Source organism: Nonlabens sp. Asnod2-A12 (assembly GCF_045063745.1).
In the GTDB taxonomy this organism is placed as follows: Bacteria; Bacteroidota; Bacteroidia; order Flavobacteriales; family Flavobacteriaceae; genus Nonlabens; species Nonlabens xylanidelens.
Map to the genome: position 1 here is coordinate 2,674,966 of NZ_JBEFOB010000003.1, position 17,624 is coordinate 2,692,589.

General features: G+C 35.6%; 13 protein-coding genes. 4 read left to right on the top strand and 9 right to left on the bottom strand.

The genetic code is table 11. The annotated features are described in order from the left end of the window. Positions 1-115 precede the first annotated feature (115 nt). The 8 genes from ACJJVJ_RS12180 to ACJJVJ_RS12215 form a co-directional block, all read right to left on the bottom strand. Positions 116-409 carry a hypothetical protein gene (locus ACJJVJ_RS12180; protein ID WP_104513852.1) on the bottom strand — a complete coding sequence of 98 codons (294 nt, stop codon included), beginning with the start codon at positions 407-409 and terminating at the stop codon, positions 116-118. Between the two features lie 177 nt (positions 410-586). Next, positions 587-1,246: a hypothetical protein gene (locus tag ACJJVJ_RS12185; protein ID WP_405370584.1), complete on the bottom strand. Its 660-nt coding sequence runs from the start codon at positions 1,244-1,246 to the stop codon at positions 587-589. A 9-nt stretch (positions 1,247-1,255) separates the two neighbouring features. Further along, positions 1,256-2,080 (bottom strand): thymidylate synthase, encoded by an 825-nt coding sequence (locus ACJJVJ_RS12190; RefSeq protein WP_405370586.1) that lies wholly within the window; start codon positions 2,078-2,080, stop codon positions 1,256-1,258. A 108-nt stretch (positions 2,081-2,188) separates the two neighbouring features. Next, positions 2,189-2,590, bottom strand: a complete 402-nt coding sequence (locus ACJJVJ_RS12195) for a thymidylate synthase (protein WP_104513849.1) — start codon at positions 2,588-2,590, stop codon at positions 2,189-2,191. Positions 2,591-2,671: 81 nt separating this feature from the next. Continuing rightward, the gene (locus ACJJVJ_RS12200; protein ID WP_405370588.1) at positions 2,672-4,399 is read right to left on the bottom strand and encodes a NupC/NupG family nucleoside CNT transporter; all 1,728 of its coding nucleotides are present in this window, start codon (positions 4,397-4,399) and stop codon (positions 2,672-2,674) included. Positions 4,400-4,412: 13 nt separating this feature from the next. Continuing rightward, the gene (locus ACJJVJ_RS12205) at positions 4,413-5,024 is read right to left on the bottom strand and encodes a bifunctional nuclease family protein (protein ID WP_104513847.1); all 612 of its coding nucleotides are present in this window, start codon (positions 5,022-5,024) and stop codon (positions 4,413-4,415) included. A 104-nt stretch (positions 5,025-5,128) separates the two neighbouring features. Then, on the bottom strand, positions 5,129-6,097 hold the full coding sequence (locus ACJJVJ_RS12210) for an electron transfer flavoprotein subunit alpha/FixB family protein (protein ID WP_104513846.1): 969 nt from the start codon (positions 6,095-6,097) through the stop codon (positions 5,129-5,131). A 137-nt stretch (positions 6,098-6,234) separates the two neighbouring features. Continuing rightward, the gene (locus ACJJVJ_RS12215) at positions 6,235-6,981 is read right to left on the bottom strand and encodes an electron transfer flavoprotein subunit beta/FixA family protein (RefSeq protein WP_104513845.1); all 747 of its coding nucleotides are present in this window, start codon (positions 6,979-6,981) and stop codon (positions 6,235-6,237) included. Between the two features lie 293 nt (positions 6,982-7,274). On the opposite strand from ACJJVJ_RS12215, the gene ACJJVJ_RS12220 reads away from it, so the two are divergent. The 3 genes from ACJJVJ_RS12220 to ACJJVJ_RS12230 all read left to right on the top strand — a co-directional run bounded on the left by ACJJVJ_RS12220 (position 7,275) and on the right by ACJJVJ_RS12230 (position 13,983). Then, entirely contained in the window at positions 7,275-8,255 is a 981-nt protein-coding gene (locus ACJJVJ_RS12220; protein ID WP_104513844.1) for a pyruvate dehydrogenase complex E1 component subunit beta, read from the top strand. A 137-nt stretch (positions 8,256-8,392) separates the two neighbouring features. Further along, positions 8,393-10,921: a DUF5686 family protein gene (locus ACJJVJ_RS12225; RefSeq protein ID WP_405370590.1), complete on the top strand. Its 2,529-nt coding sequence runs from the start codon at positions 8,393-8,395 to the stop codon at positions 10,919-10,921. A 167-nt stretch (positions 10,922-11,088) separates the two neighbouring features. Next, a complete protein-coding gene (locus tag ACJJVJ_RS12230; protein ID WP_405370592.1) occupies positions 11,089-13,983 on the top strand; it encodes a BspA family leucine-rich repeat surface protein in 2,895 nt (964 codons plus the stop codon). 162 nt (positions 13,984-14,145) lie between these two features. Here the strand turns inward: ACJJVJ_RS12230 and metK are convergent, their stop codons facing one another. Continuing rightward, the gene (gene metK / locus ACJJVJ_RS12235) at positions 14,146-15,402 is read right to left on the bottom strand and encodes a methionine adenosyltransferase (protein ID WP_405370594.1); all 1,257 of its coding nucleotides are present in this window, start codon (positions 15,400-15,402) and stop codon (positions 14,146-14,148) included. Positions 15,403-15,943: 541 nt separating this feature from the next. Here metK and ilvD point away from each other — a divergent pair. After that, positions 15,944-17,620 carry a dihydroxy-acid dehydratase gene (gene ilvD / locus ACJJVJ_RS12240; RefSeq protein ID WP_405370596.1) on the top strand — a complete coding sequence of 559 codons (1,677 nt, stop codon included), beginning with the start codon at positions 15,944-15,946 and terminating at the stop codon, positions 17,618-17,620. Positions 17,621-17,624: the final 4 nt, after the last annotated feature.

The window sequence follows — 17,624 nt, forward strand, 5'->3', positions numbered from 1 at the left end:
TATGGTGTTTTTTCTTTAAGTCTATTGTTCTCATAGACTTTTATGAAATTGTTGTGTTTTTTTATTGTTCGCTTTCGCGAAAGCGTTAACAAAAGTTAAACAACTAGCAGGTTTTCTATTCTACCTTAAGTATACTGTTAATGGGTATAGTGACTCCTTTTTTAAGAATAATTGATTTTTGGGTAAGTCCCCATATGGTTGTGTTGATCATTAAAAGATTGTTTAAAGAGTCTTTGAACGTGATGAATACCTTGTTTTTGTACAAGTTGCCTAATTGCATGCCGCGATATAGCTCATGAAATCTTAATTTCTGTTCATTTTTATCTTCTAAGACATCTGCAGTGTCAAATTTTACTAAGTAAAGAAGTTCTTTTTGTGTGCGGTAAACTTGAGATGGATATTTATGCATAGTCTATTTTTTTTATAGTGAGATAATAGTATAGGTGTGTGGTCCTATCGCTTATCGCTAATTAAAAAATAAGATATCACAAAAAGAAAACGTAAAGATCAATTTTAGATATCATTTGAGTTTATGACATACATTTTATAAAAAGACATCGTGTTAATAAGTGCAGTCGCAAATACTTTAATTCCAGCCTCGGTTATTCTTGCGGTAATTAATTTGAGAGGTTTTGTCTTTAGTAAGATAGCCTACCAGCCATATGATCAATACTATTAACACGGCTAGAAATAGTACTATGATAACTAGAATAACTACTTTAGGAGTGATGCGGTTTGCGCGTTCATCTGCTGCCTGTAGACGTAACTGTTCATAACGATATTCTTGTTCTATTCGTTTTTTATCGCGTTGTTTTGCCTGTTTTTCTTTCTCAACTGCGCGATAGTAACTTTTAGGGCTTACAGGAGCGTAGTTTCTAGCTTTGGCATCTGCCAGGTTTATTGAAATGGGTTCTCCTTTTTGTTTATAGTATAATGGGTATATAGTGAATAATCCGTTTTCAGGAAACTCTGCTATGTTAGTATAGTGTTTCTGTCTATAAATAATTTTATTAGTATCTGGATCGCGCATCTCTATCATGTGATAGGTAATGTTCTTTTGGTTTTTCCATTCTAAAATTACTTTGCCAGCGTTATGAGATTCTTTTATGGTAAGGTCGTATAGGTATAACGCATCAGTAGGTTTATACTGCGTGGTGTCTATAGCGTGATAGTTTGCATATGGATCTTCAATCGCAGTGGAAACACTGCAAGAGATTATGAATAAAAATGCAATAATTAATCTCATAAGTGTAATTTAAACCGCTACTATTCCCTTGATTGCAGGATGTGGGTCGTAGTTCTCTAGTGTAAAATCTTCATATTTAAAGTCAAATATGTTTTTCACATCTGGATTTAATTTCATTTGTGGTAATTCTCTAGGTTCTCTAGTTAATTGTAAATCTACCTGTTCTCTTAAGTTATTGTATATATGAACATCTCCAAAACTGTGTATGAAATCTCCATACTCTAGATCGCATACTTGTGCAACCATCATAGTTAATAGTGCATAGCTCGCTATGTTAAAAGGTACGCCCAGAAATACGTCTGCACTGCGCTGATATAATTGGCAACTTAATTTATTGTTAGACACATAGAATTGAAAAAAGGCGTGACATGGTGGTAAGGCTGCTTTTCCATTAGCAACGTTTTCAGAAAAACTCTTGCTAGTATCTGGCATTACACTAGGATTCCATGCGGTTACCATCATCCTGCGGCTGTTAGGATTAGTCTTAAGTGTGTCAATAACCTCTTTGATTTGGTCTATTCCCTGACTATCCCAGTTGCGCCATTGGTGACCATAAACAGGTCCTAGATCTCCATTTTCGTCGGCCCATTCATTCCATATTCTGACATTATGATCTTTTAAATATTGAATGTTAGTATCGCCTGATAAAAGCCATAGCAGTTCATGTATGATAGACTTAAGGTGTACTTTTTTAGTAGTTACTAGAGGGAAACCTTTTTGTAAATCAAAACGCATTTGATAACCAAAAAGGCTGCGTGTACCAGTGCCGGTACGGTCACCTTTATCAGTTCCGTTATCAATTATGTCTTGTAAGAGGTCTAAGTATTGTTTCATAAGAGTCTAGTAAATGATGATTCCGCTTTCGCGAAAGCGAATACAATATACAAAGAACTTGAAATTTTAGTTCAAATGATAATAAAACAAACTAAGATTACAGATTTATTAATTTAAAAGAGAGTCTGGGTTTTCTGAAACAAATGAACTTGCCCACTCTACAGCGCTTTCTACGTTATTAAAGTATCCAAATGAGCCACTGTATAACGACTGTTCACTTGCGGCTTGCATTTTTTGTTCTTTAGAAGTGCCTATTATGGCAATCCCTACGATCATTTTGGAATCAACTAATTTGTACACCTTAGGCTCTACAGCATGTCCGAACTCACGATTTGAAATAAAAACGATTTTATTTTTACCGTAAAATTCATTAATATCATTGAGAATCTTAGTGGCTATCTCATTATTTACGACAACATCTGTATGTAGTTGACCAACTACATAGTTATCATAGCAATAGATTTTGCCAAAGCTATAATTGAAAAGGTTTTTGTAGTCTTTAAAGTCCAATGCTTATCAGTTGTTATAATTTATAACAAATTTACAACATTTCTTTAACATAAAATTAGGTTAAAGAAAAAGCGATTAAATTTATCCAAAAAGCATTCCAGCTATAGTTGCAGTAAGTAACGCGGCACATGTACCGCCTATTAATGCTTTTACACCAAAGGCCGCTAGGGTTTTACGCTGACCAGGTGCTAGTACGCCTATACCTCCTATTTGAATACCGATAGAGGCAAAGTTTGCAAAACCGCAAAGTGCGTAGGTTGCGATAATGATAGATTTAGGATGGAGTATTTTACCTGCTTCTTTTAACTCTTTTAGAGATCCATAGGCTATGAATTCATTAAGAATTGTTTTTTCACCTAGCAACTGTCCTACTAGAATTATATCTTCAGAATGTACACCTATAATCCATGCAATAGGTGCAAATAGATTACCTAGTATATATTGCATAGAAAGGCCATCGTACCTACCATCGCTAGAAGATGCGATAATAGAATTAAGTCCAGAATATTCTCCTATAAGGTCTTTAAGTCCAAAGTTTACCACTGCTATTAAGGCTGTAAATACTAGTAACATAGCACCTACGTTAACAGCTAATTTTAAACCATCTGTCGTACCTCTAGAAATGGCATCTAGTATGTTCGTACCTATTTTATCCTTTGATACTTTGAGGGAGCGGTCTATCTTGTTATTTTGATCTTCTGGGTAAAGCATTTTTGCAATTACAATAGCTGCAGGAGCACTCATTATAGATGCGGTAAGCAGGTGTTTTGTAAATAATATTTGTTGCGCTTCACTTTCTCCACCTAAGAAACCGATAAATGCCGCTAGTACACCACCGGCTATGGTGGCCATACCGCCTACCATAAGACAAAGCATTTCTGATTTGGTCATTTTTTCAAGGTAAGGCTTTACTACTAATGGCGCTTCAGTCTGCCCTATAAAAATATTTGCTGCTGCTGCAAGAGATTCAGCACCACTTAATCTCATTGTTTTGCTCATAACCCATGCGAGTACATAAACGACTTTTTGAAGTATGCCTAGATAATAAAGTAAAGATGTAAATGCAGAGAAAAATACAATCGTAGGAAGAACCTTAAATGCAAATACATAGCCCCAGTTACCACTAGCGTCAATGAAGTTACCGAATACAAACTCAGCACCAGCCTCACTAACAGCTAGGAATTTTACTACTCCTGTAGATATTCCATCAAAGATGTATGCGACACTTTCAAATTTAAGTACAGATATAGCAAACACCACTTGTAATGTTACACCGACTATTACTAGTCTCCAGTCTATTTTCTTCCTGTTATTACTTAATAGATAACAAAATCCAAGGATAAAAAACATACCTATTAAACCACGATAGAAACTTTCAAAGCTAAAGCCAAGGTCATTTGATATTTGAACATTATTAGAGGTTGCTGCGACAGTTGTTTCTTCTTTTTTGATTAAGAAATGATAAGTAATATCTTTATTTTTAATTGATAAGCTATCGTTATTTACCTTTTTTAAATCAAACTGCTTTAATTGTGTATTATTTGAGTTAGGGTATAGGGCGATAAAATCATTTTGGATTATAAATCTACCGGTAGAATTAAGGCTGTCTACTCCTGTGTAAAATTTGTAATTTTGTTGTGAAAAGGAGATACTGTCTAGATCTTGAGCGTTTGCTTGTGTGTTATCAACTATTGTTGCAGTATCAAATATCCAAGTTCCTTCTATTGGTGTGTTCTCTTGTGCATTTCCTATAAATGAAAAGCAAAGTAATGCTAAAGCAGTAAAAAATCTGGCTATAAAGGATTTCATAGAATGGTAATGATTATCGTTTAGATATTTCGTCTCTAATTTGCGCTGCCAGTTCGTAGTCTTCGTTAGAAACTGCTTCGTCGAGCATTTTGTTAAGTTCTGATATGGAGAATTTGCTGTAGTCATCCACTTCTTGCGCTGCAGCGTTGATTAATTCTTCTATCATTTCTTCTCCGTCTAGCTCTTCCATTTCCAGTTCTTTGTCTGGTTTAATGTGCTGTTGTATACCTGCTTCTTCAAGAATGTTTTCATAAGTAAAAACAGGGGCTTTAAATCTTACAGCTAGTGCTATGGCATCGCTAGTGCGAGCATCTATAATTTCTTCAATTTTATCTCTTTCACAAATAAGACTGCTGTAAAAAACACCATCTACTAGTTTGTGAATGATTACTTGTTTCACCACAATAGAAAATCGTTGGGCAAATGTTTTAAACAAATCATGGGTGAGAGGTCGCGGCGGACTCAATTCTTTCTCTAGTGCAATAGCTATACTTTGAGCTTCAAAAGCTCCTATTACAATAGGTAGTTGTCTTGATCCGTCTACTTCTTTAAGCACAAGGGCGTATGCGCCATTTTGTGTTTGGCTGTAAGAGATGCCTCGTATGTTAAGTCGTTTTAGACTCATTATGTTTAATTGCTATAAATAAAAAAAAAGCTGTGCAAAAATGAGGTTTTTCTCCTATTGCACAGCCTTAAATCTAATAAATTCTTAACTAATTATTAAGAATCTTAAGCATTTGCAGCTTTAAAAGCCTTTAATTTCTCGATTAGAGCAGGTACTACCTCAAAAGCATCACCTACAACACCATAATCTGCAGCCTTAAAGAAAGGTGCTTCTGGGTCTGTATTAATAACAACTTTAACCTTTGAAGAGTTAATTCCTGCAAGGTGTTGTATCGCTCCAGATATACCGATAGCGATATATAAGTTAGATGCAACTGGCTTACCAGTTTGCCCTACGTGTTCACTGTGTGGTCTCCATCCCAGATCACTTACCGGTTTAGAACATGCTGTTGCAGCGCCTAGAACGTCTGCTAGTTCTTCTACCATACCCCAGTTTTCTGGACCTTTTAATCCACGACCTGCGCTTACTACTATTTCAGCATCTGCGATAGTCACTTTGTCGGTAGCTTTATCCACAGATTGTACAGTTACATTAAAATCTGCATCGTTTAAAGTAGGTGCAAATTCTTGTACGGCACAATCGGTTGCGTTCTCTTTAAGACCGTAAGCATTTTTAGAAAGTCCTACTAGTTTTACATTAGTAGTAATAGCAGTGTTAGAAAAAGCTTTGTTAGTAAACACAGTTCTTTTAACTGTAAATGGCTCTGTAGAAGAAGGTAGCGCTGTAACGTTAGATACATAACCTGCTTCTAGTTGTACGCTTACTAGAGAGCCTAAATACTTAGAGTCTGCACTAGAGCTGATAACGACTACTGTCGCTCCTTCAGCTTTGGCAGCTTGTGCAATAGCGCTAGCATAGGCAGCGGCATTAAATTTTTCTAGTTTTGAATTTGCTACGTTGTGTAATTTATTTACACCATATGTACCTAGTTCTCCAGCGTCATTTGCATTAAAAGATATAGCGGTAACAGTTGTTCCCATCATATCTGCAACACCTTTTGCATAACTAGCTACTTCATAAGCAGTCTTTTTAAAACCACCGTTTTCTGATTCTGTATATACGAGTACTGACATATATTTTATTTTTATATAAACATCCTAGTTATAAGGACGATTACTTGATTTGTTGTGGGTCTCGCTTTCGCGAAAGCGAAACTCTTAATAATTTTAACCTACAAGATTTAGAACCTTGAACTTTTAACCTTTAAAGATTAAATCGCTTTTGCCTCGTTGTGAAGTAAGTCGATTAATTTATCAAGATCTCCAGCGTCTACAAGAGTTACCTGGCCTTTAGGCTCTGGCTTTTCAAAAGAAACGCTATTAGTCTCTGTACTAGCATCTGTTGCTGGTACAACATTAAGAGGTTTTTTACGAGCCATCATAATTCCACGCATGTTAGGAATTCTTAGGTCACTTTCCTCTACGAGACCCTTTTGTCCACCTATTACTAGGGGTAGGCTAGCGGTAACAGTTTCTTTACCACCATCGATTTCACGTACAGCAGTTGCGTTAGTTCCTTCTATTTCTAGAGATATACATGTATTTACAAAACTAGCTCCAGTCATAGCGGCTACCATACCTGGTACCATACCACCATTATAATCGATAGATTCACGACCTGCGATAACTAGATCATAACCACCGTCTTTTATAACTGCAGTTAGTTGTTTTGACACCTGGTAACCGTCAGTTGCTGGGGTGTCTACTCTTATTGCTGTGTCTGCACCTATTGCTAGAGCTTTTCTTAAAGTCGGTTCAACTTCTGCACCACCTACAGTAACTACATCTACACTAGCGCCTTGTTTTTCTTTAAACCACATAGCTCGTGTAAGACCAAATTCATCATTTGGGTTGATGACAAATTGTACACCGTTAGTGTCAAATTGAGTATCGTTATCTGTAAAATTGATTTTGGAAGTGGTATCTGGCACGTGGCTGATACATACTAATATCTTCATATTTTATAGTCTTTAAAGTCTTTTTCAATCGTTTGCGAAGTTAGGAAAAAAACAAGTAATAAACTATGCATGCATAATAAATTTTTGTTTAATATTTCCTCAAGTATTGATTTTCAATATTTTTCATTCTAGGGTGTAACTCTTGTCTATCTTGATGTTTAGACGGTTCAGGAATGTTCTGTATGATAATAGTATGTAAAAGAGATATTTTTTAGCCTAAAAATCTAGCATACTAAGTTCATGTAAGTTATTTTTGTTTTCTTGAAAAACTGAATAACATCATATCCTAATATATGAAGACAATACAATTCCGCGAGGCAATTTGCGAAGCGATGAGTGAAGAAATGAGACGCGACGAGTCTATTTACCTTATGGGTGAAGAAGTTGCAGAATATAATGGAGCTTACAAGGCTTCTAAAGGTATGCTGGACGAGTTTGGTGCAAAGCGTGTGATTGATACACCTATTGCCGAGTTAGGTTTTGCTGGTATAGCCATAGGTTCTACCATGACTGGTAATAGACCTATCGTGGAGTATATGACGTTTAACTTTTCTCTTGTTGGTATCGATCAGATAATTAACAATGCGGCAAAAATACGCCAGATGTCTGGTGGACAGTTTAAGTGTCCTATCGTTTTTAGAGGGCCTACTGCAAGTGCAGGACAGCTAGCAGCTACTCACTCACAAGCTTTTGAAAACTGGTTTGCAAACACACCAGGTCTTAAAGTAATCGTACCATCTAACCCTTATGATGCAAAAGGTCTTCTCAAGGCAGCGATACGTGATGACGATCCAGTAATTTTTATGGAGTCTGAGCAAATGTATGGTGATAAAGGTGAGGTGCCAGAAGGTGAGTATGTTTTACCTATAGGTGTTGCAGAGTTAAAAAGAGAAGGTAATGATGTGACCATCGTTTCTTTTGGTAAAATTATCAAAGAAGCTTATAAAGCTGCAGACGAGTTAGAGAAAGAAGGTATCTCTTGTGAGATTATCGACTTAAGAACTGTGCGTCCTTATGATAAAGAAGCGATTTTAAAATCGGTAAAGAAAACAAATCGTTTAGTGATTCTTGAAGAAGCGTGGCCATTTGGTAACGTCTCTACAGAGATTTCTCACATGATACAGGCTGAAGCTTTTGATTACCTAGACGCTCCTGTTTATAAAATAAATACACAAGATACACCAGCGCCATATTCTCCAGGTTTACTTGCAGAGTGGTTACCAGATTATACTGATGTGGTAGAAGGTGTTAAAAAAGTAATGTACAGAAAGTAATTTCTGACAACATTTTTGATCAAAGCCCATCTCGTTAGAGGTGGGTTTTTTTGATTTATAGCTAGATATAATTTTTTTTGACTTAAGTTACTATCATTTACGTCAGTAGCCCTACTTTTGACTTTTGCCCTTTGCTTATGAAAACTCTTTATAAAAGTTACGCTTTCGCGAAAGCGATAACAGAATCAGTCCTGTATATAGGTATATTACTTTTCACCTTAACAAGTGTTGCACAGACTAAAGTTGGTGGTGTGATTTATGACGATTTTGGTGATACGGTGCCTTTTGCAAACGTTGTATTTCCTGGTTCTAGTGAAGGAACAATCACTAACGATAATGGTCGATTTTATTTACAATCAGAGAATACGTATGATAAAGTTGAGTTTTCTTTTGTAGGGTATAAAACGCAAACCATAAAATTAGATAATAGAGTGAATCTAAATATGAAGGTTACACTTGAAACTGATACGGCAGAGTTAGATGCGGTGGTAGTATATGCTGGTAAAACGTCTAAAAAGAATAACCCTGCTATCGATATACTACGTAAAGTATGGGAAAATAGACGTAAAAATGGTCTTTCCCAATTTAAGCAATACCAGTACGATAAATATGAGAAGTTAGAATTTGACATGAATACCATAGATAGTTCTTTGATCAACTCAAAGCTTTTCCGTGGTATGGAGTTCGTATTTGACTATGCAGACACGAGTAGAATAACAGGTAAAACCTATTTACCTATTTTTATTAATGAATCGCTTTCTACTGTTTATGGAGATAACGAGATCAATAAAGAACTAGATGATGTTAAGGCAAACAAGAACTCTGGTTTCTCAAACAACCAGACTTTAATAGCATTTGTAAAAGATTTATATAATGACATAGATGTCTATGACCGTTATTTAAAATTCTTTGATAAAAGTTTTACGAGTCCAGTGGGTAAAAGTGGTATTGACACCTATAACTATGTGTTGAGAGATACGGCTATAGTGGATGGGGTAGAGGCGTATAATATAGTTTACTATCCGCGTCGTAAAGGTGAGCTTACTTTTAAAGGTGATTTTTGGGTAGCTACAGAGTCGTATGCGATCAAGGAGATCAATATGCAAGCGACTAAAAGCGCTAACATAAACTGGGTAAAAGAAATCTATATAGAACAGGAATATGACGTACTTAATGATAGTCTGTTCTTAATTACACGTGATTATTTCTTAAGTGATTTTGCGCTTAACAAGAAAGAGAAGTCCAAAGGTATTTATGGAAAACGTACCACCTTATTCAATGACTATAAGTTTGATATAGCAAAAGAGCCAGATTTTTATAGACGTAGAGTTAATGATTATGATCCAGAAATTTATAATCGCGATGAGGCTTATTGGGATGAAAATCGATTAGAAAAACTTAATAAAGATGAGAAACAAGTGTACACCATGCTGGATACACTTAAAAAGAACAAGAAGTTTAAACGTCTTTATAATATAGGTACTGTACTAGCGTCTGGTTATTATGAATTTGATGGTTTTGATTTTGGACCTATATTTTCCACATTTGGATTTAACGATGTAGAAGGTTTGCGATTGCGTGCTGGTGGTAGGACATACTTTGGCGCTAATGACCCATGGAGAATAGAAGGTTATGGCGCATATGGTTTTGATGATAAAAAATTTAAATTCGGTATAGGTGGTAAATGGTTGTTAGATAAACAAAGTCGTTTGATACTAAGTGGTGGTTATAGAAAAGATGTAGAACAACTAGCTGCCAGTCTTACTAAAACTAATGATGTTTTGGGGCGCAGTCTAGCTTCTAGTGCGATAGTAAGTGCAGGTAATAATGGTAGGTTATCTAATATTAAACTAGGTCTTGCTGCCATTAGTTTTGAGCCGTTATATAACTTAGAATTTAGATTAGGTACTAGTTATAGAAAGATAACGACGGCTAATCCTGGATTCTTTAGTCTGGATTATTTTGATGCAGACTCTCCAGGCGGCATACAGTCAGAAACTAACCAGGCTGAAGTGGACTTTTCTATGACTTATAAACCAGGACGTAAAACGACTAATTATGGTGTAGATCGTACGGTTATAAATGAAGGAGCTTATCCTATATTATTCCTAAATTATTCTAAAGGTTTTAAAGATCTCTTTAGTAGCGATTTTGATTATGATAAGTTTCAATTTTATTATAGTCATCCTATCCAGATAGGTGCTTTTGGTAGATTAACGGCGCGTATAGAAGCTGGTAAAACCTTTGGAGAAGTGCCACTAGCATTACTAGATGTGATACCTGGTAACCAGACTTATTTCAATGTGTCAGGATCATTTAATACGATGGATTTTTATGAATTTGTAAGTGATGAGTATTTGATGGTGAATCTTGATCATAATTTTAACGGTCGTATTTTTTCTCGCATTCCTGGTTTGAGAGATTTGAATCTACGTGAGTTAGTAGGTATAAAAGCTGCTTATGGTAGAATTAGTGATGAAAACGTAGCCTTAAATGCAAGCGGTCTTAATTATCTAGCTCCAGAAGATATTTACTGGGAATATAGTGCTGGTGTAGGTAACATCTTTAAAGTACTGCGTATAGATGTAAGTTTTAGAGGTGGTTATAATTACCTGCCAGACGCTAGACAGGTAGCTGTTACTGGTAGTTTTGGTTTCTTCTTTTAATGGGTTCACTATATGAATTTATAGATTATTATTTATTTTAAAACCCCATTTACGATTAAGTAAATGGGGTTTTTTAGTTTCCGACTTAGCGAAAAGTAATAGCATAAATCTCTCTTTTTTAGTAATGTGGTGTGATAATCTTCTATTTTAGCGCAAAATATATTTTTATGAGGCTTTTTACTTTTGTAGCTGTTTTGTTTTGTGGGTTGGTTGCAAGTGCGCAGACTGCTGATTTTAGAATGACTGTTAATCCACGTTCTGGAACTGCAAGTAGAATAATAGATTTTATTATCACCGCACCTGGTACGGTATCGGTGAATTGGGGAGATGGCACTGTAGATACCTATTCAAATCAAATAGATCAACAAATATCACATCAATACCCATCTAGTGCTGGCAATTCACCAACTATTACAATTACTGGACAAATAGATGGTATCAAAGTTTCATCTAGCCGCACTACTATTTTGCAATGGGGTAATTCTCAGTGGAAAACTATGTTTGAAACGATGAGGGGTTGTCAACGATGCGCGATACAGGCGACTGATATTCCAGATTTGCGCCAAGTTACTGATATGTCATATATGTTTACTGGTTTTGACAATTTCACGGATAACAGTTTCACAACAAGAGTCGCGATGACACCCTTGAATTGGGATACTTCTAACGTAACTAATATGGAATTCTTGGCTGCTGGTAATTTTAATGAAGATATATCTATGTGGGATGTTTCAAGCGTTACTAATATGTCTGGGATGTTTATAGGTGCTGATGATTTTAATCAGACTATAAATAGCTGGGATGTTTCTAATGTTACTGACATGAGTTCAATGTTTGAGGGGTCAGAGGCGTTTAATCAACCTCTTGATAACTGGGATGTTTCTAATGTTACTGACATGAGTTCAATGTTTGAAGGGTCTGAGGCGTTTAATCAACCTCTTGATAACTGGGATGTGTCAAGTGTAACAACAATGCAATATATGTTTAAAGATAATATGGTTTTTAATAGTAGTATTGATGCGTGGGATATGACTAATGCTCCTGATCTTTCATACATTTTTGAAAATTCGATATTTAATCAACCTTTAAACAATTGGAATGTATCAAATTATACAGACTTAAGTTACGTGTTCAGAAATTCACCTTCATTTAATCAGTCATTGAATAATTGGGATGTTTCTAATGTTACAACAATGAGAGGTATGTTTCAGTCAGCAACGTCTTTTAATCAAAGTGTAGATAATTGGAATGTATCGAATGTAACTGATTTGAGAAGTATGTTTCATTCAGCATCTTCATTTAATAAAAGCCTGAACAGTTGGGTTATTTATAATAGTCCCAATTTTAATTTATATCTTGACTGTGAGAATATGTTCTATAATGCAACTTCATACAATCAGCCCTTAAATTGGGGAGTGAATAATTCCTTTAAAATCGGTGGTATGTTTTACGGTGCATCTAGTTTTAATCAAGATTTGTCCTCATGGAATTTTCGAGAAAATAGTTCATTAGGCAGTTTTATACGTGATAGCGGTTTAGATACTGAAAATTATGATCGTTTATTACAGCGGTTTGTCAATTTGCGAATTAATAACTCATCATGGTCTACATTACAGTTTAATGGCACTAATTTAGAATATTGCGATGCTTACACCAGAAATATTTTAATTTCAAGAAGATGGCGATTCACAGGAGATACACAATCTAGTATTTGTCCGGATAACAATGTAAGTGGTACCATACTTTATGACATTAATAACAATGGTTGTGATGCAAGTGATGCACCAGCAAGTAATATCGCTGTAGAAATTAATGACGGCACAAATTCTTTTAATATTTTTACAATCAATGGTCAATACAGCGTAAACCTACCACCAGGAACCTATACTATAACACCACTGCCTAATCCTAGTATTTTTGTTTTATCTCCAGCGAGCACTACAATTACCGTTGGTAATTCCAGTACATCAATAGAAAATTTTTGTTTTACAAGCTCAACTACATCAAATGACCTAGAAATAACCATTTTACCATTAGAAGATGCCAGACCAGGATTCGATACAGACTACAAACTCATCTACAAGAATAAAGGAACAACAAGATTATCTGGAACGATGGATTTAACCTATCAAGATGACTTCATGGGTTTTCTAACTGCAAGTCCAGCAACTACATCTTCAAATGTAGGAATGTTAAGTTGGGATTTTTCAAACCTAGATCCATTTGAAACTCGTGAGATTGAATTCTCCATGAATCTTAATACACCTACAGATCCTACCTTCCCATTAAATAGTAATGATCTGTTAGACTTTAGTGCGACTATAAATCCAACGGCAAATGATGATACACCACTAGATAATGTATTTGATTTACAACAAACGGTTGTGAATTCTTATGATCCTAATGACAAGACTTGTTTACAAGGTGAGACTATTTTACCGACTATGGTTGGAGAGTTTGTGCATTACCGCATCCGTTTTGAGAATGAAGGAACGGCAAGTGCGGTAAACGTAAGAATTGTGGATTATATCGATACGACTAAGTTTGATGTCGCTACTTTAACACCTTTAAGTGGTAGCCACGATTATACAACAACAATTACAGATGGAAATAAAGTAGAATTTAATTTTGAGAACATCATGCTGCCATTTACTGCGCCTGCCAGTCAAGGTTATGTGTTGTTTAAAATTAAAACGGTAGATACATTAGTTTCAGGAGATGATTTTTCTAATCAAGCAGAGATTTACTTTGATTTTAATTTTCCGATTATTACTAACTTAGAAACTACAGGGGTTGCTGTTCCGTTAAGTTTAAATGATAATAATTTATTACAAGTTAGCCTTTACCCTAATCCTGCTAAAAATAAGATTAGTTTAATGAGTAATATAGAATTCAATGAATACACTATTTATGATACTTTGGGTGCCATCGTTTCTCAAGAAAAGTTAGATGCTGCTATAATGAATAAAGATATCACATTAGATCATTTAGTTTCGGGATTGTATTTTGTTGAGGTAAAAGGAGATCAAATGAATTCTGTTTTAAAACTGATTAAAAAGTAAATCCATAACAATTTAAAGTATTCAAAAACCCATTTACTTAATCGTAAATGGGTTTTCTTCTTTTAAAGCTGCAGAGCAATCATACTTCAATAAATAACAAAAAAAACCTCCGATTCAACTAGTTGAATCGGAGGTTTTTGAAATATATAAACTTTCTAATATTTACAATTCAAAAGCTTTCTTAACTTCTTCTACAAAGTCTAATTTTTCCCAAGTAAATAACTCTACTTCTCTTTCTACTTTTCCATTGTATGGAGATTCAAAAACAAGTTTTTCAATACGTGGTGTTCTACCCATGTGACCATAAGCAGCCGTTTCAGAATAGATAGGGTTTCTTAATTTTAATCTAGATTCTATTGCAGCAGGACGCATGTCAAATATCTCTGCAACCTTTTTAGAAATCTCACCGTCAGTTAAGTTTAATGTAGAGGTACCATAAGTTTCTACATTAATAGAAGTAGGTTCTACCACACCTATGGCATAGGAAACCTGTACAAGAACCTCGCTAGCAAGACCTGCAGCTACTAGATTCTTTGCAACGTGACGTGCAGCATATGCAGCACTTCTATCCACCTTAGAAGGGTCTTTACCAGAAAAAGCACCACCACCGTGAGCACCTTTACCACCATAAGTATCTACTATAATCTTTCTACCAGTTAATCCAGTATCACCATGTGGTCCACCTATAACAAATTTACCAGTAGGGTTAATGTGATAGGTAATGTCATCATTAAATAAATCCTGAGCATAAGCAGGTAATAATGCAGTAACACGAGGAATCAATATTTCAACAAGATCTTTTTTGATCTGAGCTAGCATTGCAGCATCATCTTCATTAAATGGATCGTGTTGTGTAGAGATTACGATAGCATCGATACGTTGTGGCACGTTATCATCACTATACTCTATAGTTACTTGTGATTTTGCGTCTGGTCTTAAATAAGTAATTTCCTTATTCTCACGACGCAATGCAGCAAGCTCCACTAGTAATTTGTGTGATATGTCTAGAGCAAGAGGCATGTAATTCTCTGTCTCGTTAGTTGCATAACCGAACATCATACCTTGGTCTCCAGCACCTTGCTCTTCCTTAGTAGCACGATCTACACCTTGATTAATGTCTTGCGACTGCTCATGGATTAAAGAAATTACTCCACAAGAATCACCAGAAAACTGGTAAGCACCTTCCGTATAACCTATTTTATTGATCACATTACGTGCAATTTGAGCTGCATCGATGTAAGTGTTTGATTTTACCTCTCCGGCAAGAACCACCTGTCCAGTAGTTACAAGCGTTTCACAAGCAACCTTTGATTCTGGATCAAAAGCAAGAAAATTATCTAATAAAGCATCACTGATCTGGTCAGCAACTTTGTCTGGATGTCCTTCACTAACGGACTCTGATGTAAATAAGTAGGGCATTTTATATGTGCGCTTTCGCGAAAGCGTAATAAATACAAATCTCGCGTGATTAATAATATAAGAAAATAAAAGTGGCTGTATTGTTTTGCGCAGTACACTGTTTTAGCGTTTATGTTTTCTTTTTTGAAAACGAGGTCGCAAGCAGCCAAATCTTTCCCCTTAATTGAATTGCAAATTTAATGAATGTAATTATTTATTGGCACATCACTTATAAGATTATTAACATGTACTATAATAAGACTTTATAGATATTTTTAATTCCCTACAGATTAAGTAGGGTAAATAATGTACACGTTCATATATGATAAATTTAAAATAGAGATAAATAACATTGGATATCATATTTGGATCATTGTTTAATTTTTGATATACAGATGGTTAAGTGTAATTAATGCTGTTTGGATAACAATGGCAATATGAATTGTCTAGTGAGGGACCTAATTGCAAACTTTAATTTTGAATCGATATTCTATCATCTAAAATAATAGAAGAATTATAAGGAAGTAAGTTAACGCTTGCCCTTAAGATTTAAAAATTAAATATGTCACTCACTAAATATAGTAAAACAGTAACCCAGGATCCTACACAACCAGCTGCACAAGCTATGTTGCATGCTATAGGTCTTTCTAAGGAGGATCTGCTCAAACCATTTGTAGGTATTGCGAGTACTGGTTATGAAGGTAACCCATGTAACATGCATCTTAATGATCTTGCAAAATTGGTTAAAGAAGGAACTTTAGATGCTAACCTAGTTGGATTAATCTTTAATACGATAGGAGTAAGTGATGGTATTTCTATGGGAACACCTGGTATGCGATATTCTCTACCGTCACGAGATATTATAGCAGACTCTATGGAGACTGTGGTGCAAGCGATGAGTTATGACGCACTAGTAACAGTTGTAGGTTGTGATAAAAACATGCCAGGTGCATTAATGGCAATGATAAGACTGGACCGTCCTTCTATACTAGTTTATGGAGGTACGATAGATTCTGGCTGCCATAAGGGTAAGAAGTTAGATGTAGTTTCTGCTTTTGAAGCTTGGGGTAGTAAAGTTGCAGGTACTATGGAAGAAGAAGAATATCAGAATATAGTAGAAAAAGCGTGTCCTGGTGCTGGTGCTTGCGGTGGTATGTATACCGCAAATACCATGGCAAGTGCGATAGAAGCATTAGGAATGTCTTTACCGTTTAATTCTTCTAACCCTGCATTAAGTGATGATAAGAAAGAAGAATCTGTCAGAGCAGGACAGGTAATGTTAGAATTACTAGAAAAAGACATCAAACCGTCTGATATTATAACACGTAAATCGTTAGAGAACGCAGTACGATTAGTCACTATTCTTGGCGGTTCTACAAATGCAGTTTTACATTTTCTAGCGATAGCAAGAGCAGCACAAATAGATTTTACACTTAAAGATTTTCAAGATATAAGTGATAACACACCTTTTCTAGCAGATTTAAAACCTAGTGGTAAGTATCTTATGGAAGATATTCATCGCATAGGTGGCATTCCTGCAGTTATGAAGTACTTACTTTCTAAAGGGTTAATTCATGGAGACTGTCTTACGGTAACTGGTAAAACAGTATCTGAGAATCTAGCAAGCGTAAAAGATCTTTCTGAAGAACAAGATGTGATTAGAGCTGTAGAGAACCCTATTAAAATTTCTGGACACTTGAGAATGCTTTATGGCAATCTTGCTAGTGAAGGTAGTGTTGCAAAAATCACAGGTAAAGAAGGGTTGCAGTTCTCAGGAAAAGCTAAGGTTTTTAATGGTGAGTATGAAGCAAATGATGGCATACGTGATGGACTGGTAGAAAGAGGTGATGTAGTAGTCATAAGATATGAAGGGCCTAAAGGAGGACCAGGAATGCCAGAAATGTTAAAGCCTACAGCAGCTATTATGGGTGCAGGACTAGGTAAAGACGTGGCGCTTATTACAGATGGTCGCTTTTCTGGCGGTACGCATGGCTTTGTTGTAGGACATATCACACCAGAAGCTCAAGAAGGTGGTGTGATTGCTCTAGTTAAAGATGGTGATGTCATTACTATCGATGCAGAAGCTAATACAATACAATTAGAAATCTCAGATAAAGAATTAATTAAACGTAAAGAACAATGGCAGGCACCAGAGTTGAAGTTTAAAAGAGGTGTTCTTTATAAATATGCAAGGACGGTTTCTAATGCTTCAAAAGGTTGTGTTACAGACGAGTTTTAATAGC

Excerpts from the sequence above, each read along its gene's own strand:
- ACJJVJ_RS12180 (WP_104513852.1), bottom strand. The coding sequence starts at position 409 with ATGCATAAATATCCATCTCAAGTTTACCGCACACAAAAAGAACTTCTT.
- ACJJVJ_RS12185 (WP_405370584.1), bottom strand. The coding sequence starts at position 1,246 with ATGAGATTAATTATTGCATTTTTATTCATAATCTCTTGCAGTGTTTCC.
- ACJJVJ_RS12190 (WP_405370586.1), bottom strand. The coding sequence starts at position 2,080 with ATGAAACAATACTTAGACCTCTTACAAGACATAATTGATAACGGAACT.
- ACJJVJ_RS12200 (WP_405370588.1), bottom strand. The coding sequence starts at position 4,399 with ATGAAATCCTTTATAGCCAGATTTTTTACTGCTTTAGCATTACTTTGC.
- ACJJVJ_RS12205 (WP_104513847.1), bottom strand. The coding sequence starts at position 5,024 with ATGAGTCTAAAACGACTTAACATACGAGGCATCTCTTACAGCCAAACA.
- ACJJVJ_RS12210 (WP_104513846.1), bottom strand. The coding sequence starts at position 6,097 with ATGTCAGTACTCGTATATACAGAATCAGAAAACGGTGGTTTTAAAAAG.
- ACJJVJ_RS12215 (WP_104513845.1), bottom strand. The coding sequence starts at position 6,981 with ATGAAGATATTAGTATGTATCAGCCACGTGCCAGATACCACTTCCAAA.
- ACJJVJ_RS12220 (WP_104513844.1), top strand. The coding sequence starts at position 7,275 with ATGAAGACAATACAATTCCGCGAGGCAATTTGCGAAGCGATGAGTGAA.
- ACJJVJ_RS12225 (WP_405370590.1), top strand. The coding sequence starts at position 8,393 with ATGAAAACTCTTTATAAAAGTTACGCTTTCGCGAAAGCGATAACAGAA.
- ACJJVJ_RS12230 (WP_405370592.1), top strand. The coding sequence starts at position 11,089 with ATGAGGCTTTTTACTTTTGTAGCTGTTTTGTTTTGTGGGTTGGTTGCA.
- metK (WP_405370594.1), bottom strand. The coding sequence starts at position 15,402 with ATGCCCTACTTATTTACATCAGAGTCCGTTAGTGAAGGACATCCAGAC.
- ilvD (WP_405370596.1), top strand. The coding sequence starts at position 15,944 with ATGTCACTCACTAAATATAGTAAAACAGTAACCCAGGATCCTACACAA.